The 25074-nt window shown below is 68.2% G+C and carries 26 protein-coding genes; all 26 read left to right on the top strand.

All coding sequences use genetic code 11. From position 1 onward, the window contains the following. The first annotated feature begins 113 nt into the window (after positions 1–113). The 26 genes from ACF088_RS18705 (at position 114) to ligA (ending at position 24631) form a co-directional block, all read left to right on the top strand. On the top strand, positions 114–2183 hold the full coding sequence (locus ACF088_RS18705) for a hypothetical protein (RefSeq protein ID WP_392376874.1): 2070 nt from the start codon (positions 114–116) through the stop codon (positions 2181–2183). Positions 2184–2304: 121 nt separating this feature from the next. Beyond that, positions 2305–3126, top strand: coding sequence for a hypothetical protein (locus ACF088_RS18700; RefSeq protein WP_392376873.1), 822 nt, complete (start codon positions 2305–2307; stop codon positions 3124–3126). Positions 3127–3128: 2 nt separating this feature from the next. Then, on the top strand, positions 3129–4328 hold the full coding sequence (locus ACF088_RS18695; RefSeq protein ID WP_392376872.1) for a peptidase M23: 1200 nt from the start codon (positions 3129–3131) through the stop codon (positions 4326–4328). Positions 4329–4394: 66 nt separating this feature from the next. Beyond that, a complete protein-coding gene (locus ACF088_RS18690) occupies positions 4395–5621 on the top strand; it encodes an MFS transporter (protein WP_392376871.1) in 1227 nt (408 codons plus the stop codon). Positions 5622–5972: 351 nt separating this feature from the next. Continuing rightward, positions 5973–7004 carry an ADP-ribosylglycohydrolase family protein gene (locus ACF088_RS18685; RefSeq protein ID WP_392376870.1) on the top strand — a complete coding sequence of 344 codons (1032 nt, stop codon included), beginning with the start codon at positions 5973–5975 and terminating at the stop codon, positions 7002–7004. A gap of 87 nt (positions 7005–7091) precedes the next feature. After that, positions 7092–7973, top strand: coding sequence for a hypothetical protein (locus ACF088_RS18680; protein WP_392376869.1), 882 nt, complete (start codon positions 7092–7094; stop codon positions 7971–7973). Between the two features lie 636 nt (positions 7974–8609). Continuing rightward, the gene (locus tag ACF088_RS18675) at positions 8610–8774 is read left to right on the top strand and encodes a hypothetical protein (protein ID WP_392376868.1); all 165 of its coding nucleotides are present in this window, start codon (positions 8610–8612) and stop codon (positions 8772–8774) included. 181 nt (positions 8775–8955) lie between these two features. Next, positions 8956–9405 (top strand): hypothetical protein, encoded by a 450-nt coding sequence (locus ACF088_RS18670; protein WP_392376867.1) that lies wholly within the window; start codon positions 8956–8958, stop codon positions 9403–9405. Between the two features lie 55 nt (positions 9406–9460). Beyond that, positions 9461–10237, top strand: coding sequence for a hypothetical protein (locus ACF088_RS18665; RefSeq protein WP_392376866.1), 777 nt, complete (start codon positions 9461–9463; stop codon positions 10235–10237). Positions 10238–10353: 116 nt separating this feature from the next. Then, positions 10354–11562, top strand: a complete 1209-nt coding sequence (locus ACF088_RS18660) for a hypothetical protein (RefSeq protein WP_392376865.1) — start codon at positions 10354–10356, stop codon at positions 11560–11562. A gap of 925 nt (positions 11563–12487) precedes the next feature. Continuing rightward, the gene (locus ACF088_RS18655; RefSeq protein ID WP_392376864.1) at positions 12488–12937 is read left to right on the top strand and encodes a hypothetical protein; all 450 of its coding nucleotides are present in this window, start codon (positions 12488–12490) and stop codon (positions 12935–12937) included. 33 nt (positions 12938–12970) lie between these two features. Next, positions 12971–13216, top strand: a complete 246-nt coding sequence (locus ACF088_RS18650) for a hypothetical protein (RefSeq protein ID WP_392376863.1) — start codon at positions 12971–12973, stop codon at positions 13214–13216. A 250-nt stretch (positions 13217–13466) separates the two neighbouring features. Beyond that, on the top strand, positions 13467–13940 hold the full coding sequence (locus ACF088_RS18645) for a hypothetical protein (protein ID WP_392376862.1): 474 nt from the start codon (positions 13467–13469) through the stop codon (positions 13938–13940). Between the two features lie 154 nt (positions 13941–14094). After that, positions 14095–14358 carry a hypothetical protein gene (locus tag ACF088_RS18640; RefSeq protein WP_392376861.1) on the top strand — a complete coding sequence of 88 codons (264 nt, stop codon included), beginning with the start codon at positions 14095–14097 and terminating at the stop codon, positions 14356–14358. Between the two features lie 139 nt (positions 14359–14497). Next, complete coding sequence (locus ACF088_RS18635; protein ID WP_392376860.1) at positions 14498–15226, top strand: phosphoadenosine phosphosulfate reductase family protein; 729 nt, start codon at positions 14498–14500, stop codon at positions 15224–15226. Between the two features lie 225 nt (positions 15227–15451). Then, a complete protein-coding gene (locus ACF088_RS18630; protein WP_392376859.1) occupies positions 15452–16222 on the top strand; it encodes a hypothetical protein in 771 nt (256 codons plus the stop codon). Positions 16223–17004: 782 nt separating this feature from the next. After that, positions 17005–18018 carry a DUF932 domain-containing protein gene (locus ACF088_RS18625; RefSeq protein ID WP_392376858.1) on the top strand — a complete coding sequence of 338 codons (1014 nt, stop codon included), beginning with the start codon at positions 17005–17007 and terminating at the stop codon, positions 18016–18018. Positions 18019–18113: 95 nt separating this feature from the next. Continuing rightward, the gene (locus ACF088_RS18620) at positions 18114–18461 is read left to right on the top strand and encodes a hypothetical protein (protein ID WP_392376857.1); all 348 of its coding nucleotides are present in this window, start codon (positions 18114–18116) and stop codon (positions 18459–18461) included. A gap of 67 nt (positions 18462–18528) precedes the next feature. Further along, complete coding sequence (locus tag ACF088_RS18615; RefSeq protein WP_392376856.1) at positions 18529–18903, top strand: hypothetical protein; 375 nt, start codon at positions 18529–18531, stop codon at positions 18901–18903. A gap of 41 nt (positions 18904–18944) precedes the next feature. Next, a complete protein-coding gene (locus ACF088_RS18610) occupies positions 18945–19250 on the top strand; it encodes a hypothetical protein (protein ID WP_392376855.1) in 306 nt (101 codons plus the stop codon). Between the two features lie 67 nt (positions 19251–19317). Beyond that, a complete protein-coding gene (locus ACF088_RS18605) occupies positions 19318–19893 on the top strand; it encodes a hypothetical protein (protein WP_392376854.1) in 576 nt (191 codons plus the stop codon). 146 nt (positions 19894–20039) lie between these two features. Continuing rightward, on the top strand, positions 20040–20405 hold the full coding sequence (locus tag ACF088_RS18600; protein WP_392376853.1) for a hypothetical protein: 366 nt from the start codon (positions 20040–20042) through the stop codon (positions 20403–20405). A 25-nt stretch (positions 20406–20430) separates the two neighbouring features. Then, entirely contained in the window at positions 20431–20793 is a 363-nt protein-coding gene (locus tag ACF088_RS18595; protein ID WP_392376852.1) for a hypothetical protein, read from the top strand. A 65-nt stretch (positions 20794–20858) separates the two neighbouring features. Next, positions 20859–21254: a hypothetical protein gene (locus ACF088_RS18590; protein ID WP_392376851.1), complete on the top strand. Its 396-nt coding sequence runs from the start codon at positions 20859–20861 to the stop codon at positions 21252–21254. 176 nt (positions 21255–21430) lie between these two features. Continuing rightward, positions 21431–22084, top strand: coding sequence for a hypothetical protein (locus ACF088_RS18585; RefSeq protein ID WP_392376850.1), 654 nt, complete (start codon positions 21431–21433; stop codon positions 22082–22084). 453 nt (positions 22085–22537) lie between these two features. Further along, complete coding sequence (gene ligA, locus ACF088_RS18580; RefSeq protein ID WP_392376849.1) at positions 22538–24631, top strand: NAD-dependent DNA ligase LigA; 2094 nt, start codon at positions 22538–22540, stop codon at positions 24629–24631. The last annotated feature ends 443 nt before the right edge of the window (positions 24632–25074 follow it).

Raw genomic sequence — 25074 nt, 5'->3', positions numbered from 1 at the left:
CTTGATCGCCGCGACCGAGCCGCGGCCGCCGCCGCGGCGATACCCCTGCCCGCCGCTGCCGGCTTCGGCTCACCCGGTGAGGGCCTCGCCGCTCCCGTGTGGGAGGAGGGGTGATGAAGGCTGTGCTGAAACGGTGCCGGACCGCGCTGCTGTACCTGTGGGTGCGCATTCCGCGGGCGCGGGTGCTGCTGACTCCGACGGTCGCGCTGCTGGCCACCTGTGCGGTCTTCGCGCCTGTCGCAGCGGCCGATGATACGGACAAGTACAAACCGGCCGGCATCGGCGACATGATGCCCTCGCCGGATCACCCCCACGGACAGGGCACCCTCTACGAGACCTACGATGCCGACGTCTACCAGCTCGACAAGCAGCTGTCCGACGACGTGCTCGGCGGCGACCTCCTCGACGGTTGGCTGCACGGTGTCGCCACGATCTTGATGATCGTCCTGACCATGATCGGCCAGGCCGCTGTCGTGGTCACCTCCTGGTGCTTCAACGTCGTCAGTCTGCCCGAGGTGGAGAGCACCATCGGCCACGCCATCGGTGCAGCGGCCGGGCCGATGATGAAGGTCTTCCTGCCGACCGCAGTGGCCGTCGGCATGTTCATCGCCTGGTCCAAGCACTCGGGCCAGAGCATGCTCGGCCAGCTCGCCTGGGTCTTCGCATCGGCGGCAATCGCCACCACCTTCCTCATAGCTCCGCAGACCTGGGTCAAAGGTGTGGACAACGGGCGTCAGCTCGGGGCCTCCGTAGCGATGACCACCATCGGCTCCGGTCTGTCCGGGCAGGAGGTGCCGAACATGCCGTTCAAAACCCCTGAGCCCAGCTGGTCGGGCAAGACGAAGGACGACACCGTCCGGCGCGCCACCGATGCAGTGTGGCGCACCTACGTGGCAACTCCGTGGTGCATTGCAGATCTTGGCTCGGTGAACGCGTGCGAGAAGTGGGGCAACGAAGTCCTCAAGCACGGCACGGACATGGACGCCAGGGAAGACTACTTCGTCGACAACCTTGACGAGGAAACCGTGGGAGAGGAGGCGGAACTGTGGATCCAGGGGCACTCTCCTGGTGGCCGGATCGGCGTGCTGCTCGCAAGCATCATCTCTGCCGTCATCTTCTGCGCCCTGGTGATGACGCTGGCGTTCGCGACTCTTGCTTCCTTGATCGGCGCGTTGATGCTGTTGGTCTGCGGGGTCGCCTTCGCCGCACTGTGGTGCATTCCAGGCAAACCGCGCCAATGGGGTACCCAGTGGTTCGAGATGCTGATCGGCCTGGTCGTCGTCTCTTTCACGTCGACGATGCTGCTCGGCACAGTAATGGTGGTATCCGTCGCACTGCTGTCGATGCTGCCTTCCTACGGCTGGCTGATGGTGTCCGCACTGAACATCACCACCGCGGCAATGGCCTTTCAGGTCAAGGGCCGCTTGGACGGCATCGTCAGCGCCGGCGGAGCGCAGATGGCCGGCCGCGGAATCCTCAGCGGCGTTAGCCGACTGGCCCAGATGCGCAGGATGGGCAAGCTGCTCAGTCCCAAGCGGGGCCGCGGCGACTTCGGTGACATGGACCGCAGACCAGCTCCGGACAGCGGCGGCAGCAACGGCCCCTCCTCCAGCGGAAATTCGTCGGCGAGGACCCGTACCCATCAGACGCGCACCTTCCCGCCCCCACCCAGCCGGCCCGGTGCGGGCGACGACTACGCGGCCCAGCCCGGCACGATCGAAAGGCTCGACAAGACCGGGCCCGAAGGCAACGATCCTGCCTCGGCCCGTCGCGCCAAGGCCGAGATCGCGCAACGCAAGGCCGGAGAAATCGGTCCAGCCCCCATCGGTCCCGGCAGCCCCGACGGTGGCCGCGGGCCTGGTGGACCAGGCAATCCTGGAGGCGGCAAACCAGGTGGCGCGGGCGGCGGTGGCTATCCGACACGGCCGGGCGCTCCCCGCCGGACCGGCGTCCCCGAGGAGACCACTGCAATCGGGGACCGGGTCATCCAGGGCACGGTCGTCCGGGACGGCGCGGGCCCGGCCAATCCGGTGGGAGCCAGGTTCCGCCAGTTCCCACCGCCCGCGCCCTCCCCGACCCCTGCTACCGACCGGGCAGCCGGGTCCTCGGTCGCCCGCACCGCGGTGAACGCACCGGCGCCCCAGCCCCCACGGCCCCTGCCGCCGGGACCCTCCCGCAACTGACCCGCGTCGCCACCGCGGCAGCACACGCCCCTCTTTCGCCGAGATCCCGGGGCGGCTCGGCCCCTGCCGGTCCGCCCCGGGCCACCTCGCCATGCCCGCTTGCCTTGTACGGAGACCCGCTGTGACGCACGACCATCACGAAGAAGAGCCGACCAGCCCGGCCGACAGCCGCCCCTCCCGCGGTGCTGCGGGCGTCCCGACCACGGCTGCGGAGTGGCGCGATTTGCTGCGCAACGAGGAGCTGCCGGAGGAGTTCGCCGACATGCCTCGGCGCAAGCGCCGCCGGGCAGCCAAGCGCTGGCGCTCAGCGCGCCGTTTGGAACGTGAGCAGGCCATCAGGGGTGCCCGGGGGAAGCCTTCCACGACGCTCGCCGTTCCGGCGATCGCACTGATTGTGGCCGCCGGCATCGCGTTGGGCAGTCTGCTGTGGCTAGACGAGGGCGGCCCCGCGCGGTCAGCGTCAGACAAGGGGAGCCCGGCTGCGCCGGTCACTACGCCCTCGACGACGCCGTCCACTCCTGCGGCCCGCCCCACCGTCAAGCTCACCGCCCCCGACCAGGTGGCCAGAGAGTTCACCAATGCCTACACCACCCGTCTCCCCTATCAGGACGGCTCTCATGCCGCGGCGGTGAAGCGGGCGGCTCCATATGCTTCGAGCCCGCTGGTCGAGAATCTCAAGCGCCATGGCGACAGGGACTTCGACCACCTGGTAGCCGCTCAAGCCCGCGAGGCGAAGCCCACCCGGACGCAAATATCCCAGCCGTCCGGCAAACAGCGTCCGGCCCCTGACACTTCGATACGCCTCTACCGCAGGGCCGACGTCACCATCGCGGTCAAGGGCACTGACTCGTACACCTACACACGCCACCTGACTCTCGAGGTCTCGCGGGCCGACACAAGCGCGCCGTGGATGGTCACACGCGTTCTGGGCATCGAGGAGTAGGGGTGGACAAGAAGGACGTCGCTCAGGCTGCCCTGAAGGCTACCGGCCTCGTCAAGAAGGGCGTGCAGCTTAAGTTCGCCGTCGTCGCGCTTGCGGTGTTCGTCGTCGGGCTGTTGCTCATCGGTCTGCTCTTCCCCGCAGGAAGTGCTTCGGGAGCGAGTTGCACTGACGCTGGCGCCGGCACAGATGACTCCTCTGCTGTCTCCCCGGCCGGCGGGGGCCACGCCAGCGGATCGCTGCACCAGAAACAGATCAGTTACGCAAAGACCATCGACTCCGTCGCCGTTAAACTCAAACTGCCCGGTCGTGCCACCCTGATCGCGCTGATGACCGCGATGCAGGAAAGCACTCTGCAAAATCTCGATCACGGTGACCGTGACTCGGTTGGCCTCTTCCAGCAGCGGCCGTTCATGGACTGGGGTACCAAGGCGCAGATCATGGACCCGGCGTATGCCGCCCAGTCGTTCTTCGAGGGGCGCGGTAGCAATTCGGGCCTTATGGACATTCCCAACTGGCAGACCCTGCCGCTTGGGCAGGCTGCGCAGAAGGTCCAGAAGTCCGCTTTCCCCAAGTTGTACGCCGGGCACGAGGCGCCGATGCGCAAGCTCGCCAGGCAGGCGGGCCTCAACCTGGCCCGTGCCGGGAAGTCCTCCGGATCGGGCAGGAAGACCCCCGCTGCGGACGAGGGTGGGGGCGGGGACACCAAGCGCAAGACGAGCCCCTGCGGTGTCGCGCCACCCTCGAAGAGCGGCGGCGGGGGTGGGGGCGGGGGCACGTTTTCAGACGGACATCAGACCTGGGCTCTGCATAACCCCAGGTCGGTCGCCGCGGCCATCGCCTGGGCGAAAGCGCACGCCGGCAGCAATTCTGAGAAGAAGTGGGAGCAGCGCTGCCTGGCCTACACCGCGATCGTCTACGGCTGGCAAGCCAGCGGCGTGAACTACGCCATCGACCACTACAAGACGGTTCCCAAGTCGATGCGTCACGACAAGGACCGCAAGCCGCCGCCAGGTGCCTTGATGTATTGGGACACCCACCATCGTGCGGGGCACATCGCGGTCTACCTCGGCCACAACAAAGTTGCCTCGAACGACATCTTGCGGCCGGGCTACATCGACATCGTCGACGCCGGTCTCATCGAGTCCAAGTGGAATGCCGACTTCATCGGCTGGACGCCGCCGGTCTTCCCCAAGGCGAGTTGAACAGCCGCCTCGGGCCGCAGCCATCTCGCTTCTCACACCACATCGCCGAAGAGGATCCGGCTCACCATGACCACCCGCACTGTGCCCGCCCCTCCTTCCACCGTCGCCCCCAACATCTCCGTCACCTACCGCAGTGTCCTGCAACTTCAGTATGTCGGGCGCCTACTCGCAGGAGCGATCGTCGGACACCTCCCGGTTGCCATGGCTCCCCTGGCGATCCTCCTGGTGGTCCGCGCCGAAGGTGGGTCGGTGCGCCTGGCCAGCCTGCTGGCCGCCATCTACGGTGTCAGTGCCGCCGTCGGCCAGCCCCTGTGGGGCCGCTTGCTGGACCGGCGCGGCCACTTCCTGACCCTCACCCTGACTGCTCTGGCCTCGACCGGCGCCTTTGCCGCACTCGCGCTGCAGGACCTGGCCGGCCAGCCCGTCGCCGCGGGTCTGTGGACCGCGGCGGCCGGGTTGGCCACGCCACCACTGGAGGCCGCGTTGCGGGTTCTGTGGCCCGTCGTCGCCCCCTGCCCCGCCCAGCAGCGAGCCGCCCTGGCCATGGATGCCTGTGCTCAGGAAGTGGTCTTCATTGCGGGGCCGTTGCTCGTCCTGGGTCTGTACTCCACGGCCGGGGCCGGCGTGGTGCTGGTCGCCACTGCCCTGCTCGGTCTGATCGGCACGTCACTGTTCGCCGGCACCCGTCCTGCACGGCGTCAGCGGTCGCTGACGCCGGCCCGCGCCGACTGGCTCGGGCCGCTGCGCTGCCCCGGGCCACGTGTTCTCGCAGCAGCGTTGCTGGGGGCCGGCTGCGCGTTGGGCGCGCTCAACGTCGTCGCGCTCTCACTGGCCGAGCGTCACCATGCTCCTGCCCTGACCACCCTTGTCCCAGCCGCTCTGGCTGTTGGCAGTCTCGGCGGCGGCCTTGTATACGGGCAGCGTGTGTGGTGCGCGTCCCTCTTCGAGCAACTCCTGCACGCGGCGGTCGGCCTGTTCGTGGGGCTGCTGGTCTATCTCGTCGTTGATGGTCCTGTCAGCGCGGTGGCTGCGGCGTTGCTGCCAGGGGTTTTTCTGGCTCCTCTGCTGGTCGTGTGCTTCGCCAGCCTGGAGCGTCTTGCCCCGGAGGGGACCCTCGGTGAGGCGTCTGCATGGCTCATCGCGTCTCTGGGGCTGGGCCAGGCCGCCGGCACGGCGCTGGCCGGGATGGTTGGTGCGCACGCGCCATTGGGGCCTGCCTTGATAGCCGTCAGCGGCGCGGCTTTGGCCTGCGTGACGCTGGCCGGGCCCCGTGCCGCGCTCGCCGAGTTGTGATCACCAAGCTGGATGACACTTAAGTTTTTACAAAGAGCGAGCCATGAGGTACTATCTTACGGGTCGAGATCGTATGCATCTCTGGCATCTGCGACCCCGTCATCTGTGCACGGGGCGTGGAAAATCCGGCCGGTTGCGCTGGCCGTTGACCCGCCGCCCTGCGCGCGCCCTCCCCCCTGGCGTCCGCGGGGCGGCGGCCCTCCTCCTCTCCGCCGCGGCTTCGCCCCGCGACGCCCCTGCATGCCCGGAGGTCACCGCGATCCAGGCCCAAGATCCCGCCCGCCTCTGGCCCGCCCGCCCCAGCGGGCGGGCCAGAACTCCACAGACCACCGGCGACAGAGCGGATGACTCATGAACACCACCAAGGCACCGCAGTTTCCACCCGCCCACCCAGCAACCGGATCGCTGCTGGGACTTGCGCTCGGCGACGCGATGGGGCGCCCCACCGAGTTCGCCGGCATCTCGTCGATCCTGGCGTCCTCCGGCCCCTGGCGTCAGATGGCTCTGCCGACGCCGGCAAAAGTCACCGACGACACCCAGATGACTCTCGCAGTCGGCCGCGCCCTGCTCACCGCTGGATCCGGCGGCCGCCCCAGCCCCATCCGTCTGGAGCGCGCTCTCACGACGGAATATGTGCGGTGGTACGACGCCCCGGACAACAATCGGGCGCCAGGAGCTACCTGCCTGCGGGCCTGTTCCCTGCTGAAGTCGGGGACACCATGGCTCGCCGCGACCCAGGCTGACTCCAAAGGATGCGGAGCCAACATGCGCGTCGCCCCCATCGGTCTCGTGCCCTTCCTGGGCGAAGAGGAACAGGCCGGCGCAGCTCAGCTCCAGTCCGCGCTGACCCATGGACACCCCACCGCGCTGGCCGCGTCCGACCTGACTGCGCATGCTGTTCGTCTACTGTCGAACGGCGCCAATCCGTCCCTGCTGCCGCATCTGTTGCGTCGTTACGCCCGCGTCAACCGTGTGCGGTACCACGAGCGGTGGCTTGGAGCGCTGTGGAAGCGCGGCCTCGGACGTACACCTGCTGCGTTCATCGCTCGGGGCTGGGACGAGGTCCTCGCTGCCCTGGATCGTCTCGATGCCGCGCTGGCAGACCCTGCGCCCGAAGCAGACCCGTGCGCCATCACGGGCGCTGGCTGGATCGCCGAGGAAGCCCTGGCCACGGGCCTGCTGTGCTTCTTGCTCTTCCCCGACGAGCCGATCACCGCACTGCGCCGGGCCGCCTGTTCGTCCGGCGACTCCGACTCCATCGCCTGCCTCACTGGCGCCTTCGCCGGCGCCCGCCACGGCGTCACTGCCTGGCCGACAGTGTGGGTCGAGCGCATCGAGTACCGCCGCGCCCTGCTCGCCCTCGGCGCCGCCTGGGACCGCTGACGGCGCCGTGCGCCCGCGTGTCCCGAACACCCGCTGCACGCAGGCCGACGTGCCGCGTCGGCTCCCTTCTGAAGTGAAGCGAGAAGCATGAGCGATTTCGAGCAGTACGCCATCCAGCACCCGGACGGGCGTTGGTTCTACCATCTTCCCCGGCCCAGTGGGTTCAGCCAGGCTCCGCTTTCCGGCATGTACGCGGACGGCCAGCCGATGACGGCCCTCGGGGATAGCCGCGGCGTTTGGTGGACCACGGATCACCAGGCCGGGAAGATCACCGCCAGGCTGCACCCTCGCCCCACACCAGTCCGCTACGAGCTCAACGACCAGTCCGTACTGTCCACCCGCTTTCCCGAGTCGCTCAGCGTCGAGGACTGGAACCGGCGCAGCGACCGCGATGACACCTACTGCCGGTTCTATGACGCGGTCACCGAGGATCAGGCCCCGCTGACCCACGAGTACGCCGGTCCGTTCATCACGCTGGAGGGTAGTGAGCCCCCGGCTCCGGACGCACTGCCGTGGGTCGCGGCCATGCCGCGATCGCTGACCGAGCGCCCCGAGTTCCATCACTGCTTCCCCGGACATATCCCCGGGCTCCGTGCCCACCTGGTGCCGCTGATCAAGCGGATGCCACACGTCCAGTACTGCTTCAACGGCCGCGACGACAAGCCAAGTGGTCTTTACGTCACGATCCGCGTGCCCTTCGAGGAGCCCGTCTCCCGTTGGAGGCCCAATCTGGGCCGCAACATGCGTGAGCTGAAGTCGGGGCGCAATGTGCCCGTCCTTGTCACCCGGGAGCTCTACCTCCCCGTCCAGGACCTCATTCGCGCCGAGCGGTACGCCGACGCTCTGGTCGAGTGGGAGCAGCAGGTCACGTTCTGGACCGGCATCGTGCGCGATGCCGGGGTCAAGGCGTGCAATCACTGTCACGGGACCGGTCATGTCCTCGATGCTCCACAGGTGACCTGTGGCTAGGACTGATGTCGGCGCGGGGAACACCGAAACTGGGCTCTCAGGGGCGTGAATAGGAGCGCCTGGCTGCTGGCATCGGCATTTGATCACCGCGGTATGGGACCGTCCTGTGCCTGTGCGTCCGAGCGCGGCCTCATCGGACATGAAAGCAAGTCGCGATGTCGAGCGACGGCCCCATACCGACTCTTCGAGTTGACGCCACCTCGTACACAACGTAATATCTTACGTGTCATCCAGGTGCTCGGTGGAGGGCGAGATCCGCACCCCAGAGCCATCGCCGTATGACCACGATCCAGCAGGGGAGGTCGCCGCCGGCCGCGCGAGCCGCGACTTCCGCACCAATCATGCCCTCGACAGTGAACTCACCCGCCTGGCCAGATGCTGCGGACCCTTCGCCCCGCCTCCCCCAGTACCCGGACGACCACTGCTGCACCTCATGCCCGGTCGTGGTGGGGGGGGGGGGGGGGGGGGGCGCCCCCCCCCCCCCCCCCCCCCCCCCCCCCCCCCCCCCCCCGCCCCCCCCCGGCGCGGGGGGGGGGTGGGGGCCCGGCCCCGCCCCCCCCCCCCCCCCCCCACGACCGGGCGGGCCGGACGGCTCGCCCGATTCCTGTCCAGCCCCTGCCAGTCACAGGAGGAGATATGGCCGCTACCAGCACCCTCACCACCCGCGAGATCCGCGCCGTACGCCGCGAACTTTGGACCACCGTCCAGGACGCCGCCACGCCGGAGCGCACTCGCGACGCCGCCCGCGGGCTCTTCGCCCACTACCGACGGGTCCTGGACCAGCGCGATATGCGCGACTGACACCGAAACGCCCCCCTCGGGTGTCTGGCCGGGAGAGGCCCTCCCGGCGCTGATGAGGCAGGCCCCGCCCCGCTCACCGGCCGGCCCCGCCCTTCCAGCGCGAGGCGGCCGGTCACTGCGTTCCACCCGCGTTCAGCACCAAGGCAGGACCAGATTCGCCCCTTACCCCCTCAGGAGGCGCGTGACCAAGCTCCGCCGTACCCAGGCCGCCCCCGAGCTCTTCATGAGCCAGGGCCCGCCCGACACATTCCTCGACGTCGTAGTTCCCGAGGACATCAAAGCCCAGTGGCACCGCTGGGAGGGCGTCCAGTGGCGCCGTATGCGCCATTGGGGCACCAATGATCTGTTCCCGCCTGACCAGCGCTACTCCGTCCGTCCACCGCGGGAACTGTGCTACCGGCACCACGAGATGTGGCTCGCCTACCGCAATATGAACTTCGACCCGGTGAGTGGCAATCGCTGGCCCGGGCACCCCGGTTCGCCGTTCATTCCCGTCACACGTGATCTCAACCGGCTTCGCGAAGAGCGCCGTCTGGAGTGGGACGAGAAGGCGTCCGAGCAGATGCGGCTGACCGAGGAGATTTGTCTCTCCGGCCGTTCGCCGCAGTGCAGCAAGCCTGACGCTCCCTGATGCCCTGACCGCCGCGTCGCTTCTGCCACCTCGATCCCCAAACAGGAGAGCCCTCATGTCCCAGAATCCGCACCAACTCCGTATGGCACAGCTCGCCGAGCTTCGCGCCCGTGTGGCGGACGCCCCTGAGGCCGAACTGACCGAGCTGCGCCTCGTGCTCCGGGAACTCGACCGCGTTCGCGGTCTGTTCAACGACTCCCGGGCCCGCAACACCGCGCTCATCGAAGAGCTCTCGCGAGTGCACCATGTGGACATCGACCCCTTCGCCGGCGTGTTCTGTCGGACCTGTCGGGCGGAGGTCGAGGAAACGCGGGACGGCTGCGCGCAGCACTCACCGACGCGCATCGTGCGTGGTCTGCTCGCGAAGTACGCCGAAATCCAGTCCGCCTTTACCATCCTTCCCGACGCCACGGCCGCGGAGCAGGCCACGTCGCAGCAGGTGCTCTTGGTGGCGGAACGCAACCGGCTCGCGCACGATGCGCTGGCCGGAGCATGCAAGGTGCTTGGGCCGGCAATGTCACCACCGGAGCCCACCGCGCCGACGACGGAGGGGCATCGACCTGGCTGTGCCCCGTTCGACTGCCGCTGTGGGTGCCCGCGCGGCCAGAACTGCCAGGACTGCTACCGGTGCGTGTGCTGGCGCTCGTCCTGCTGTGCCGAGGAGAGCCTGAACGGTTCGGGGGCAGCGGAGACATCATCAGCGGAGTGCGCCACCTGCGGGGACACCGGATGCCGGGGCAAGCAGGTCGAAGCACACATCTACTGCCGGCTGTGCAACTGGCCCCACTACCAGCACCGCTTCATGGAGTGCGCCACCTTCACAGCCGACTGACCAGTTCTGTTGATCTGCCGGGGCGGTGGTGACCCCTGGCACACGAGACCAGGTCCACTGCCATCCCATCTTCCCTACGGAGAGTGCCAATTACCGCACAGCTGTCGACACCTGCCTTGTTCGACAACCCCGTCGGCTCCCAGATGCCCGTGGAATACGTGATCAACTGGGGTCGCGGTGTCGACTCCACCGCGTACCTGGTGGCCGTGCTCGAGGATCTGGACGCCCACGGCATCGACCCTGAGCGAACCTGCGTCATCACCATGGCGACCGGAGACGAGTGGCCTGACACCGATGCCGACGCCGAACGCTACATACTTCCGATGCTGCGGGACAAGGGCCTGCGCCTTGTGCAGCTGGCCCGAGCCGGCCAGTCCCTGACTTCGGGCATCGATGTCCTGGACGACTCCCGGAGCCCCGAGCGGCTCGTCCGCCGTGGACGGTGGGCCCTGTGGGACGAGATGGAAGCGAACGGCACTGTCCCCCAGCAGGGAGGGATCCGCAAATGCAGCATTCGAGCAAAAGGCGACGTGGGGGACCTCTGGCTCAAGCTGGCCACCGGTGGGCGGCCCTTCCGCCAGATGATCGGTTTCAACGCCGACGAGACCGGCCGTCGGGACCGCGATCGCACCGCAAGCAAACTCCCGCTGCGCACCGGGGTGTATCCACTCATTGACTGGGGTTGGGGGCGCCAGAAGTGTGAGGACTTTCTCTACGAGCGCCTCGGTGTGCGCTGGAAGAAGTCCTACTGCACGTTCTGCTGCTATCCCGTATCCATGGGGGCGCTGCCTGTCCATCTTGACCGACTGCGCGCCTTCCCGGAGATCGCCGGGAGGGTCCTGCGCCTGGAATACACGTCCATGCGGCTCAACCCCAACAGCCGCCTCTTCGGCCGGCGCTCGCTGCTTGGGCAGTTCGACGCGGAGCGCTCCACGGACCGACCGGTTCTGGACGCCTTCGCGGCCGAGTTGGCGTCGTGCGACTGGGCCATTTACCATCTGCGGCGCATCCTGCCGGTGAGCGCATCTGACCCCACGGTGCGCGGCCAGGCGCTGCGTTCGGTGCGGCGACTACGCACGGGCGATCCCGCTCGCCTCGCCCGGGCCGTCGAGCGTGTCGGGAGCCGTCCCGGACGGCGCACGGAACGTGAGGAGACCTATGGTTCCGTGCGTGTCTGGCGGCGCGAGCGGGCCAAGGTGTTGCCGACAACTGAGGACTTCATCGTCACGGCCCCGGCTTATGTGATGGACAAGCAGAAGGACGTCTTCGAGTCGGAATGGATCCGGCACACCCACCTGCCCCCGCTCAGTTTGCCGGGGACATGAGCGGTGGGCGCAGCGGCGAAGATTTGTGGAGTACTCGCGAGGTCGAGCGCGGCCTCGTGACGCGGGCGCCATGCACTCTGTCGCTGGTGCGCTTCCCTACCCGTACGACGAAGCTGCCAAGTTACCCCTGCCGGCCGCAGGCGCCGTCGGCTGGGTAGATCCCTGACTGGCCGCCTCGCGGAGCACCCGTGTACTGGGGTGCCTGGCAGGCCGTGCTGGCTGACGGCGGTGCTCCTGCGGGCTCATGAGCCAGGCCGGCCGGGTAGCCGAGCGCGGCGACGGCTGGCCCGGCTCCCTCGCTCCGACCTGGGCGCCTACGACGGCACGCAGTCCATAGCCGCCGCGACCTCACCCCACTCTGGGTACGTCAGCCCTTCCACCACCGGCAACCCCTCCGCCGTGATGCACTCCGTAGGCCCGTGCCACGTACGACAGTCCTGACAACTCCAGTCCGGGTATCGGGCGCCAATCGACGAGTACAGTCCGCAGCGGCAACAGCGGCGGGTGACACTTGCTAGGTAGTCACCGTCGTACGGCACCATGGCATCTTCACGGCAGGCGTCAACATGGTGCGGAGCGTGAACCTCGTCGCGACGAGGAGCTGCGTTGAAGGTTGTCTGTTCCATGCCCCGATGATCTGTCGGGGCATGGAGCGTGCAGGGGCGGCGCGCCTTGCTGTGCCACGAGTGGACCACCCTCAACGGCCGACCGTGCGCAGGAGCCGCCTCATCAGCCATTGTGGACGTCTGGCCACCCTCGCCCGTGCCTCGGCCACAACCACCGCATCGGCCGCCGCGGCGTGCGCCCTGGGCTAGGGTTCGGCGGCGACTTCGTGACACTTATATTTTGACATGACTCCCATTTGAGAGTAATCTTATAAGTGTCAGCCGGTGCCGCCGGCACCGCCCCCTCTCGAAGGACTTCGATGCCCGCCACCGCCGCCGCCTCCCCCTTTTCCCGCAGTCATCGGGCCCGCCTGCAGCACCGGCGGGAAGGCCAGACATGGGCGGCCATATCCAAGGCGGTCACCGATGCCGTCGCAACTCTCACTGGCGAGGGGTCCGCTGCGCCCAATGCCGCAGCCGCTCCTTTGGCTCGGCCGCATCTGGCAGCCGCCCGTTTCCTCTTCAACCGCGTGGCCGACCGCTACATCGCCGCGGCACGAACTAGGCCCGGGCGGGCCTGGCGCCGACGCCAGGTCGCACGGAGCAGGTACACCCACGCTTTCGACACGGCCGCGTGGCACCTGCAGCAGCTGGAAGACCTGAGCAGCGAAGGACCGTTCCACCTGCCCGAGTTGTTCCAGCACTTCGGCGCCCTGCCGCTGATCGCCCAGCGTGTCCCCGTCTCGCACCGTGCTCAGGCTGCTGCCTAACCGGCCCCTGATTCTGCTGAAGGAGAATGCCCCTTGGAGTCCGACATCGAACTGAAGCGCCGGTCACTCCAGACGGAGGCCGACCGGATCGGCCGCACTGTGTGCGAGGCCCTGCACGCCGACGCTGTTGAGGACGGCGGCTCGATGCTCGACCCGCGGCGCGAGCTGGAGGGCACGATCACGCCCCGGCCTCTTGGCCCCGCACAGCGTTCGCTGTCCGCCAAGCAGACCATCCCCGGCGAAGTCCTGAGTGCACCTGTGCTTCCCGCGACGGATTGACCGAGTAGCTACAAGGCCGGCACCGCCGGCCGGGTCCGGTCGCTTCGATGCTGCGCCACGCCGTGAAACACGCTCCGGAGATGACCTGCTTGGCCTGTACATCCCTTTCAGCCGGGCGCTGAGCGACCCGCTGCCTCCGGTGCTGGCTGTCCGGCCGCGACTTCGCCATCCGCAGAGGCAGGCCGAGCGCACATGCGGCCTGCCGCCTCTGCGCCTGGACCCAACGGCCCCGAACTAGCAGGAGACCACCTTGACCGACGCCACCAGCATCCAGAACCCCACCGACTTGTCCGACTACGACTGGCTGGAATTCGTGTCCTTCGTCTGGAAAGTCGAGAACGAAGGGTACGGGTACGCCGCTGAGGAGTACTGCCCGAAGTTCGAAGGCGCGCAGATGAAGACCCTCGCCGATGACTACACAGCGCTGCGGGACTTCTACCGGGCGCACACCACCAAGGTCGACACGTGGGCGGAGCAGATCGGCTGGGAGCAGGCCATCGACCTCACCAACGCGCACGTGGACGAGGCCCGAAAGCGCCAGAAGGATGCCCACCTTTGGGGTATTCGCTGCACCGACGGCTACCTCATTACTGCCGAAACGGAAGCCTGCCGGAACTCGACCGTCGCCCACCTGGAGAGGAATGCGGGCAAGGGCTGGCGCGAGCCCGCGGCCTTGCTGCGCCGGGAGGTGCCGGGCGGTGAGTGGACCGAGAAGCCGTTGTGACTGCTCCCGTACAGATGGCCCTCTGAAGTCGGCAGCACCTGAGCCCACCTGCTACTTCTGGCCAGCCCAGGGCCAAGTACCTGGGCTGGCCGACGGGTGTGCGGGGGGGGAAGCGCGCAGGTGCCCGTGCCCGTAGGTCCTCCGGCGGCAGCGCATGGCCACCGAACAGGACAAGGTCCCCGCATTCACCCTGAGCAATGCGCCAGCAGCACTCGTCGACTTCAGCGTCGGCTCGGTCCCCGCGCAGCTTCTTGGCCAAGCTCTACCTGCTCCTGCACTCACCGCGGTGCAGGCGTCGCGGCTTGATGCGGCGTCGCAGCAGGGGACGCCACCCACCGACGTCGGCGGTTCGGCAGCCCATGAGCACAGCACATCCTGCTCCCGTATCCGCAACTGGATCGGGTCGCTATCTGGCTGACTGACGCTTCCGAGGCCGGCTCCGCCCTCCGCCCGGCCGGGCGCTCCTGGGGCTGGGTTCGCCCCAACCAGGCGCTATGTCGCCTTTTCCACTTGTTCTGAATTCCCATCTTTCGCCTCATGAATGAGAGGTATCCGTATTGACCCAGCACGTTGTCCAGTTCTCCGGCGGGGTCGGTTCCGCCGTCACCGCGTTGCGTGTCGCTGAGCGGCTCGGCACCAGGAACATGACCCTGCTGATCGCCGATACCCGTGCCGAGGACCCTGACTTGTGGCGGTTCTCTGACGACGTAGCGCGTCTGCTCGGCCTCGAGCTGACTGTTGTCCGGGACGGCCGCGACCCTTGGGAGGTCTTCGCAGACCAGAGGTTCCTGGGCAATGACCGGCTCGCTCCCTGCACCTTCTTCCTCAAGCAGAAGCCGTGCCGGGACTGGATGGCGGAGCACGCTCCGCCAGAGGGCACGATCGCGTACGTCGGCATCGAGCCAAACGATCGCGACCGTCGCCGTATCCCCGCCATCGCCCGCAACTGGCAGCCCTGGCAAACCGAGTTCCCTCTGGCCGATGGCCCCGACGCCACCAAGGACCAGCTCCTGGACGAGGTCCGAGCGCTCGGAATCCGGCCTCCGCTGCTGTACGAACTCGGCTTCCAACACAACAACTGCTCTGGAGCTTGCGTCAGGGCGGGACAGCGTCAGTGGAAGCACCTGCTCGCCACCCTGCCCGAGCGCTACAGCCACGCCGAGGCCCAGGAAGAGCAGCTGCGCGAGCTTCTCGGCAATGTCGCGATCTTGCGCGACCGCCGCGGGGGAACAAGCCGCCCCCTGACGCTGGCCGAGCTCCGCATCCGCGAGCAGAACGTGGCCTGAACTCTCCATCGACGAGCCCCGCCCGCACATCCACCACACCATCCCTGGAGGTCACCTCTGCTTCCGGACCACAATTCCACCGGCCCCGGCCGGCCCATCTCCCCTCCCCCGCCGTGGTCTGCGCCGGCCGTTCCGCGAAGGCCCGACGGAGCCGCGCTCGGCGAGGCGGTAGCTGAAACTTGGAACCGCACGTATGGGCGCGGGCGCATCGACATCCCGTGCGGCGTGGTCGCCGCACTCGCACTGTGGCCGCACAAGAGCGCCAATGCCTCCCATGCCGCGGACCTGGCCCGCTACTTCGTCTCTCAGCCGGCGCACCGGTGGCCGCCGACCGTTGGGCAGGTGGCCGCGGTGTACTGGCTCCAGCGCCCGGACCTGATCAGCCTCGCCGGCCCGATGTTGCGGTGGTGCGAGGAGGACCTCTCGGGCGACACCCTCTACGCCATCAAGGCGGTTGCCGATACCGCGCTCAAGCACGGAGTGCTGCTCCATACCGGGGACACCGATCCCTATATGCGCTCCCACATCGACGTGATGTCCTGGACGCTCACCTGTCTGCGCCACCGCGAAGACCGGTCCTGGCTGGCGGAGCACCACACTCCAGACGACGCAGCCGACCTGCTGGCCGCCCTGGCGATCGGTGACGATCCTCCGTCCACCAGTTCCCTGAATGAGCCCACCGGCGGCACGGGAGGCGTGTTCCGCGCAGTCGCCCAGCACCTGCGCGAACGCGGCGTCGACCCCCGCGGCTGGACCTGGAGTCTGCAGGACCTGGACCCCCTGGCCGTGGCTGGCGCTGCGGTCAACTTCCTCGTGTGGGATCTGGGACCGGACGCGAACGTCTGCTGCGGTAGCACGCTCACCGAAGGCGATCTGACGGGCCGCGCTCTCGCGTTTCGTGCGGAAGCACAAGCGCGTCGTCGCGTACTCCTCTCCGATGCGGCGCAAGGCGCTGCGGCCCTGCGCACGATGCGCGATCTGGGCGCCGCGTCGTAGGGGTGTCACGCCCGGTGCCACTGCCTTCGCGAAGCCCCGGCCCCAGCCCCAGCCCACCGCTCGAGATGAGAGGCCACTCGTGAACACAGTAGTTGCCAGTGCGTCGTTGCCCCCCGCTGCGGCCGCCTGGATCCGCGAGCACGTCATCCCGGCCCGTGTCCGCAGCTACGGTCACGGCCCACACCACTGCCCCGTGTGGGGAGCCTGGTGCGGCCGTTGCCCCGAGGCACTGTGCTCGTCGTGCCGCTTTGGCTACCATCGATGCGCGGAACGCGTCTATGCCGAGTACCCCGAGACCGGCATCTTCGGCGCCGATGGCAGGCCGATTGTCGGCCCACATCTATGGGACGCCCTTGGCGCCCGAGCCGCCCGTGTGTGGATCGCGCCGCCGCCCTGCGCGTGCAGATGCGCCCCCCTCCCGCCGACTCAGGCAGGGCCTGCTGCTCCGCCGCGATGGGCTGGCGTCGTGTTGTTCCGTGAACCTCGCCCGGCATCGCCAATGGTTGAACAGGCCGCCCTGTTCTGACTCGCAGTTCCCAGTGGAACGCCTGCGGTGCAGTAGTAGAACGGTCGTTGAGACCGTCCCGACTCACCGCGGAGATGGCTGCCCCCTCCACTTCCATACAGCCGGGGCCGGCACTCGCAACGCGCCAGCCTGCCGCTCCCCATCATCACAACTAAAGCACCTCTCGACACTTAAGAGTTGACCTCGGGAACCCCTTAGAGTAATATCTTAAGTGTCGGAGAGGCGAAGGGAGCCTCTCGAAACCCCAGGAGTGCCCGTGACTGTTGCTGCCCTTGAGACCCCCTCCACCGGATTCGCCCGCCGCGCCCACGGCCGCATGGATGCCTGGACCGAGCTGGGCATGGATGTCAGCAACTCGGCCAGCGCTACACAGGCCCTCAAGGCGGCTCACATGCTCGACTGGAACGTCCGCCTCATGGGCAACGTCACCGCGACCGCCAATGACATCGACGAGAACGGCGTAACCACGCACACCGTCGAGATGCCCGATGTCCGTGCGACCGTCCGCACGAACCCCGTCACCGGCAAGACCGAGTATCTGGGCAACGTCGGCCGCCGGTACACGCCGATCCAGATCGATGAGCACGTCGACGTCCTCGATCTGATGGCCAAGGAGAGCGGTGCCACCCTGCACCGCGCTGGGGCGTACCAGGGCGGCAGCAAGTTCTTCCTCTCGATGACGCTACCGCAGACGCTCCGTATCGGTGGCGTCGACGAGCACAACATGCACCTTGCGCTCTTCGGCAGCCACGACGGCTCGTCGTCGAACAGCTTCCACATCGCGCCGACTCGCCTGGACTGCGGGAACATGCAGCGCATCTTCATCAAGGGCGCGAAGCACTCTTACTCCATCCCCCACACGGCCAGCGCGGCCGTCAAGATGGCCGAGGTCCACAAGGCCCTCACTACCCTGTTCGGGTACCAGGACGCCTTCGAGCGCGAGGCCGAGCGGATGCTCAACACCCCGCTTTCGCTTGGCCAGTTCGAGAAGGTCGTCCACACCATCTGGCCCGAGAAGGCGGCTCCCACCGCCCGGATGCGGGCCAACACCGAGGCTCGAATGAGCACGCTGCGCACCCTGTTCGAGAGCGCTGCGACCCAGGAGAACATCCGGGGCACCGCCTGGGCGGGCTGGAACGCCATCGGCGAGTATCTGGACCACTTCGCACCTGCCCGCAACTCCCTGCGCGCGGCCCGATCGCTCGCCGACACCGGGGCGGTCGCCAAGCGCAAGACGGAGGCGTACAACCTGTTCGCGCTGGCGGCCTGACCGTCCCTCCGGCCGCCGGGCCACCCCCCGGCGGCCGGGCCCCGCCGCCGAACCTCCGATGGCGGGAGTACCGCACATCCTTGTTGGAGGCCCCTTTGCTGGACATCGAGCCCGAACTGGACTGGCAGTTCGGCACCCGGGCGCTCGTCTACCTCATCAAGGCCGACGACCTCACCCCCGGAGAATCGAGCTACACCTTTCCACTCCGGCCGTTCGAGGCACACGTCACCTACCGGACCCGCGACGGGGGTTCCTGGCGGCTGGACTCGGTCATCATCAACGGCCGTCGGGTCCGCCGGAACGGCACTGTCAATGCGGATGCCGCCCCGTACGCGGCGCACTACGTCCCCGGCAACCCCTTCTACGATGCACACGCGCCGCAGTGGCTGAGGGACTTCGTCGAAAGCCACCGCATCCCACCGCCGCTCGCACAGCCCGTGTGAACAGGCGAGCGGCCTTGGCGCCGCTCCTTACACACCACTCGCTGGATCTCACCGGAGGTACTGCCGCTTGATCCCCTCTCTGCGCCTCGTCGACGATCACGCCGAGCGGACCGTCCGGTACTCAGGAACGGCCGATGACCTGGCCCCGGGGCACACCGAGTACGACTTCCCAATGCGCCCGTCGGAGCTCCTTTTGACGTACAACGGCCACAACGGATCGTCGTGGCTGATCGATCGCGTCGACGTCGTCGGATGTCGTCCGCGCGCCGATGACACGGTCAATCTGGCGTCCCGGGCCGTCCAGCGCTTCCACGTGACCGTCGACCCCTTCACCGTCACGACCGAGTTCGGTGTGCACGCGCCGCCCTGGCTTCGCGCCTTCGTATGGCACCACCAGGACCCCGACACAGTGGACCACCCCGACGGCGGGCGAACGATATGAGGACGCACGGGCTACCCGCACGTCCCACCGTCACGCACACCGTGAAACTGGACGCCGCCTCGATCGACCGGGTGGGCGACTTTCCCTACGCCCTGTCCGCCCGCACTCTGCCGTCATCTCTCCGGCCCGAGTCCGTGTCCCTCCACTACGTGAGTGCCGACAGAACTCAGTTCGACCTGATCAGCATCGCCGTCCTCGCTCGACGCGTCCGCAAGGACGGGACCATCAACCCTCGACGGGCTCCGTACCAACTCTGGCACTTCGCCGCTACCGGCCCCGCCTCCTGGGCTCCCCGCTGGCTCAGCAACCTCGCCGCACACCGCGCCCGGCTGCACTACCCCGTTTGAGGCTTACGCATCCACACGCGCGTCCACCGGAGTGCCCCTGTCCTGTCCTTCCCGTCCCTGGAGGCGTATGACCGACCAGCCGACCCCGCCGCCCTGCACCCGCGAAGCGATCGTCGAAGTCCTGACCCGCATGGGCCGCCCCCTCAAACGGTACGACCTGATCGTGCAGCTGTACCGGCACAACGACGGCACCATGCTCGACCGGATCTACGACCTGCCCTCGGGCGCCGCCGCCCCCCACCTGCATCTCATCGACCAGATGGTCAAGGATGGGGAGCTCATCTATCTGTCGGGCCCGAAATGGCGGTGCCTCCTTGGCCCCGACGCGACCCCATCCAGCGTGCACCCAGGCAACTACTACCTGGCGACCACAGCCCAGCACGAGGAGTGGCGCAAGCCCTGGTTCACTGTCACCGGCCTGCGTATGGACGTGGATCCGGACAACACGCAGGTTGCCTCCGTGCAGCTGGGAGCAGTGCCGGACAGCGCATGGCACAACAGTGAGCGCCACTCCGACGACGGCTGGATTCGCATGGCTGCGGTCGTGCGTGCCTGGACGCCCGATGAAGCCGAAGACATGGCCTGCGCCCAGTGGAGAGCCCAATTCGAGGACGAGAGCGAGCAGTGGCTTGAACGCCCTTGAACAGCCGGCCGTGACCTTCTGAGGCGATTGCGTGCCGCCCAGCGCGACACGACTGGCGACACCCCCAACCGCATCCGGGGCCTTTCGAAGCCGGTGCGCTCGACCGGCTCGAGGCCCACTTCCCTCACCGACCAGGAGGCCCAGGCATGACCGCCACCATGTTCTCGGACGTCGTTCGCCACACCGCGGACCACGCCACCCTCGACGACCTCGACCTGTTCGTTCAGGCCATCAGCGACGGGAAGGCGAGGCTGAACCAGCAGCGCATGGACACGCTGACCGAAGGGCAGAACGTCCGCCTCGACCAGCTTCAGGACCGGCAGCTCAACGACTTGACCGGCAAGATCCACCGCATCACCCGAACCTCGCCGCAGCGGCCGGTGGCCGTCGTCCTCATCGACGAGAGCTCGCTCTGGGCGCTGCGGGGACACCGCACCTATGGCCGCCGCATCCCGGAGGGCGCCACCAGCTACTCGCTGACCGTGCCGCTGACCTGCGTTTTCCCCCGCTGACCAACACACGAAGAAGGGCTCCTGCTTGACCTCCATCACCGAACCCCACGTCGCCGAGCTCGCCACCTATATCCGCGATCACGCGACGCGTGAAGAGCTGGAAATTCTCCAGGCGCTCAGCAAGCTGCGCCGCGAGGTCGTCTGGACCGTCCGGGGCAGCCTCGTGCGCATCGGAACGTCCGTCGAAGTGTGCAACATGCGCCCGAAGTACCTGAATGGACTCGTCGGCGTAGTTGCGAGCACCGGCAAGAACCGCAAGGGCGAGACCTTCGCCAACCTCACCCTGGACGCCGCGTCGTCCGCCCGCCTCGCCAAGTCCCGGCGTGGCGAGGGCTCCACCGGCGTACTCGAAGGTATCCCCCTCGTCGCGCTGAGCCCCCGCTCCTGACCAACCGCTGGTGGGCCCGGCAGTCGGCCGGGTCCACCAGCGGACCGCTCCACTATCGAAAGGCCGTGCTCATCACTGCCACCACCGTCAACGGGCTCCGTGTCATCGACGAGATGAAGACGAAGAGCCCCTTGTCGACCGACGAGAAGACCATCTACTTCACCCGGATCGTGTGCCTCGTGCTCGAAGACAAGAGCGCGGTGCACGGATGCACGGAGTGCACGTTCACCGGGAGTCTCGGCGCTGTGCGGTTGCACCTGGGCGCCCAGCACCCGAAGGCCGTCTCCACCGTGCCGCGCGTATCCCGGGATCAGCTCATGGGCCTGTCGGCGACCCAGTTGCTGGAGAAGGCGGCCAGCGCCGAACGCAACGCCCGAGACCGGGACTACTGGAAGCGGCGAGCGCGCAAGGCCGAGGGCAAGCTTCGCAGCATTCACGCGACCACAGCCCCCACCCGCTAGGCCATGCTTGTCCGCCAACGGGCTGAACGTGGGCCCGCCTGTACCTGATCGCTCCTGCCCGGGAAGTCGCACTGCCCGGGCATTCCAGGGATTCGCGAGAAATCGTTCCAGCGCTGTACAGCCCAACTGCTGCGTGCCCGCCACCGCCAGGAGCTGACCGCACGGAGGAGACAGCGATGACCGAGACCACGGTCACCGGCCCCGCCCCGCTCCAACTCGAGCGCCCTACCGAGGACTTTGTGCCACCGACAAACTCATCCGAGCCTCTGCGCCCGATACAAGACCGCGACGCGTGCTATCTGATCGCAGCTGTCCGGGGCAGGCTCACTGTCCTAACCGAGTTCGGCGCCGTGCGCGGATTCAAGGACGACTCCGGCCGACACACGAGCTACCTTGCCCCGCTCAGCCGCGGCCTTTTCAAGGAGGGGTTGCTGACCCGCCATGGCGACGCCGTGGACATCACTTCCGTCGGCCGCGCAGCTTTGGAGGACTACCAGCGCCGCTGGGCCGCCGCCGCGGCCCAGCCCTACAACGTGGGCCGCGACCCGGTGCGCGGAGAGCTCCACGATCCACAGGAGCCCCTACGCGTCCTGCGCCACGCAGCCACAGGTGCGCAAATCAATCCGGGGGACACCATCACCGACCCGTTCGGTGACCCCATCACCTACCTCGGGCCCACCATGTGGAGCTTCGACCGCGGTCGGACTTGGCAGCCGGCTTTCAACGCTCGCGTCCGGTACGAGCACCACGGGCCCTGGCTCTTCCCGCCCACAGAGATCAACACCGCCTACGACCAGGAGCCTGTGCTGAAGATGGCCTGGGATAGCTAGCCCCCCAGCCGCCCGGCCTCCTCCCTGCTGTTCATCCGGGGCCCAGGTCGGGGCACATGCCCTCATCGCCCCGACCCACCCGCGCACCTGATCGCCTGACCGTGCACCGCCAGGCATGCGACGACGTCACCACCTGGGCACCCCTCGGCGCCTCGGCACCAGCCGACCGACCGACCGACGTCGGCTGGCGCCACGCCTCCCGGCCCCGTCTATAGGCGGTGAGCCCTACAGCATCGTCCCTGCGTACTACCGGCGCTCATGACTGTCATGCCCGCCGACGTCGCGCCCCCGCGCGTAGACACGGGACGCAGCACAGGCGACCCTCTCCGTTCCCTTTCCCTGCGGCGTCGTCGGTGCGCCCGCAGCAGCGACGACGCCCTTCCAGGCCGGACCACCGCTCAACCTCGCGATGCGGCGACAGACCGGCTGCCCTCAACCTCCGAAAGGCTCCACTTGACTCAGACCGCCCCTGCCACAGTGCAGGACCGCAAGGACTACCTCTACGCCATCGCCCAGGTCCGCACTGCCTCCGCCGCCTACCACAACAACGGTGAGACCCCGCTCGACGACGCCACGTACGACCGTCTGCGCCAGGACGTCGCCACGTATGAAAAGGCCCACCCCACCCATGTCAGCGAGGACTCCCCCACTGGCAAGGTCGCCGAAGGCGCGCTCGCGCCCGGGGCCGTCCCGCACACGGTGCCCATGGGCTCGCTCCGCAACGTCACCACACCCGACGCCCTCCGAGACTGGCACGCCGGGCTCGTCCCTTCTTTCGCAGGCGGATTGACCGTGGAGAACAAGTTGGATGGCGTGGCGCTCGCCGCCCGCTATGTCAACGGCCGGCTCGTCGAGCTGCTCCTGCGGGGCAACGGTCGGCTCGGCGACGATGTCAGCCACGCCGTCGACACCAATAAGATCCGTGGACTGCCCAAGCAGCTCGCTCAGCCCTTCACCTTCGAGGCCCGAGGAGAGGTGGTGTTCACCTTCGAGCAGTTCGAGCGGGCCAACGCCATGCGGGCGCGGTACGGCGCGAAGCTGTTCTCCAGCCCGCGCGCCGCCGCCGCGGGCACACTGCGCGCCACGAACCGGCTCTACCGGCTGGAGATGACGTTCTTTGCCTACCATGCCGTCGCACTGCCGCTGGGCGTCGGCAAGCCGCTCGCGGCCGTGGGGACGCAGGCCGAGCTGATGGAGCAGGTGGCCGGCGCGGGGGTGCAGACCACCGCGGCCACGGTGCACGGGCTGCGCGTCGTCCCCACCGTCGCCGAGGCGCAGCAGCGGGTGGAGCAGATCGCCGCTGAGCGCGCCGCGCTGCCATACGGCATCGACGGGGTGGTCATCAAGGCCAACTCCCTGGCCCAGCAGGCAGCGGCAGGCAGTGACACGCGTGCCCCGTTGTGGGCGGTTGCCTATAAGTTGTCCGCCGCGGAGCGCGTCACGACGCTGCTGGATGTGAAGTGGTCCGTCGGCCGGACCGGGGTGATGGCACCGCGGGCCGTGCTCGAGGAGGTAGAGCTGGGCGGGAGCACGGTCTCCTCCGCCACCCTGCACAATCCGTCGGATATCGGCCGTTTGGATCTCCGGCTGGGCGACTCGGTGACCGTGATCCTCGCGCAGGACATCATCCCGAGGGTGCTCGCCCCGGTCGTCCATCTGCGGCCCAAGGCCGCGGAGCCGATCGAGATGCCCATGACGTGCCCGGTGTGCGGCGGTGGGCTGGACAAGAGCCAGGAGCGGTGGCGGTGCGCGGCGGCGGCCGTCGGGAAGTCGGCGTGCGGGCTTCGCGCGGCACTGCTGTACGCGGCGGGTCGTGACCTGCTCGCGATCGACGGGCTGGGGCCGTCGGTGATCGCCGGTCTGGTCGACCACGGAGACGCCGAGGACGTCGGCGACCTGTTCTTCCTGACCCGGGAGCAGCTGGCGCAGGCCGCAGGCGGCAGCATGGTGGTGGCGGACAAGCTCTTCGCCCAGATCGAGGCGGCCAAGACCCGTCCGCTGCACCATGTGCTGGCCGCGCTCGGCCTGGTGGGTACCGGCAGGGAGATGTCGGAGAGGCTGGCCGCCCACTTCGGTTCGATGGAAGGGCTCTTGGCGGCCGACGTCTCCGCGCTGACGGAGGTGGACGGCATCGGCATGAAGAAGGCGCAGTTGATCGCCGGGCAGTTCCCGCGTGCGGCCAAGGTGGTCGCCAAGCTCGCCGCAGCCGGGGTCAACCTGACCGGGCCGCCCTCCACCGAAGGCGGGGACACCGCGGTCTCCAGGCCGCTGGCGGGGAAGTCGGTCGTGGTCACCGGCACGATGACCAGTCGGCTGGCCGGGTATGACCGTGCCGGGATGCGGCACCTGGTCAAGCTTGCGGGCGGCAGCCTGTCGGAGAGCGTCACGAAGAAGACGAGCTTCCTTGTCGTCGGCCAGCGAGCCGGTTCGAAGGTGGCCAAGGCCGAAAAGCTCGGCGTGGCCATGCTCACCGAGGACGCGTTCGCGTCGCTGGTCTCCGACCTCCTGGCCCCCGCCCTCAATGCCATGGCCGGCGAACGCACCTGAGCGAGCCCCGCGGCAGCCGGGTGGGCTGCCCCTAAGGAATGTCCGGACACCAGTTCCAGTACGCCTCTCTCCGGTCTGAATCCGGGAGTTGTCCTGTGACGTCCCTGCCGTGCCCGGGACTCTGTCATCGCCGACGCGCCGGCCCTTGTCGCACGCCATCGCAATGGGGAATGCGGCGTGGCGGATCCGGACCACGGCAGTTTCCCGTGGAGCCCACGATTGCCGGGTCGCCGACTGCTGGCCCCAGACGCGATGCTCATTTGTTCGACCTTGGTGCTGTGTGCGACGATGCGTGTGGGCTCCTGGCGCCGTGCGAGTGTGCTGGGAGCCCACCAATTTGTCCTCCTGCTGGCCCGCGGTGGCTGTCGCAGCAACCGGCGCGGAGTCCACACCAACACGGTGGTGGCCCGCGCCCAGGGGCTGAACAGCCTGGCTTGAGGGGC

It is taken from the genome of Streptomyces sp. NPDC015125 (assembly GCF_043080045.1).
GTDB lineage: Bacteria > Actinomycetota > Actinomycetes > Streptomycetales > Streptomycetaceae > Streptomyces.
The sequence above is the reverse complement of the archived record's forward strand: the minus strand, read 5'-3'. Positions and strand labels throughout refer to the sequence as shown.

What these genes read in the sequence shown, in the direction of transcription:
- ACF088_RS18705 (WP_392376874.1), top strand. Translation starts at nt 114, where the DNA reads ATGAAGGCTGTGCTGAAACGGTGCCGGACCGCGCTGCTGTACCTGTGG.
- ACF088_RS18690 (WP_392376871.1), top strand. Translation starts at nt 4,395, where the DNA reads ATGACCACCCGCACTGTGCCCGCCCCTCCTTCCACCGTCGCCCCCAAC.
- ACF088_RS18685 (WP_392376870.1), top strand. Translation starts at nt 5,973, where the DNA reads ATGAACACCACCAAGGCACCGCAGTTTCCACCCGCCCACCCAGCAACC.
- ACF088_RS18680 (WP_392376869.1), top strand. Translation starts at nt 7,092, where the DNA reads ATGAGCGATTTCGAGCAGTACGCCATCCAGCACCCGGACGGGCGTTGG.
- ACF088_RS18675 (WP_392376868.1), top strand. Translation starts at nt 8,610, where the DNA reads ATGGCCGCTACCAGCACCCTCACCACCCGCGAGATCCGCGCCGTACGC.
- ACF088_RS18665 (WP_392376866.1), top strand. Translation starts at nt 9,461, where the DNA reads ATGTCCCAGAATCCGCACCAACTCCGTATGGCACAGCTCGCCGAGCTT.
- ACF088_RS18655 (WP_392376864.1), top strand. Translation starts at nt 12,488, where the DNA reads ATGCCCGCCACCGCCGCCGCCTCCCCCTTTTCCCGCAGTCATCGGGCC.
- ACF088_RS18640 (WP_392376861.1), top strand. Translation starts at nt 14,095, where the DNA reads ATGGCCACCGAACAGGACAAGGTCCCCGCATTCACCCTGAGCAATGCG.
- ACF088_RS18605 (WP_392376854.1), top strand. Translation starts at nt 19,318, where the DNA reads ATGACCGACCAGCCGACCCCGCCGCCCTGCACCCGCGAAGCGATCGTC.
- ACF088_RS18600 (WP_392376853.1), top strand. Translation starts at nt 20,040, where the DNA reads ATGACCGCCACCATGTTCTCGGACGTCGTTCGCCACACCGCGGACCAC.
- ACF088_RS18585 (WP_392376850.1), top strand. Translation starts at nt 21,431, where the DNA reads ATGACCGAGACCACGGTCACCGGCCCCGCCCCGCTCCAACTCGAGCGC.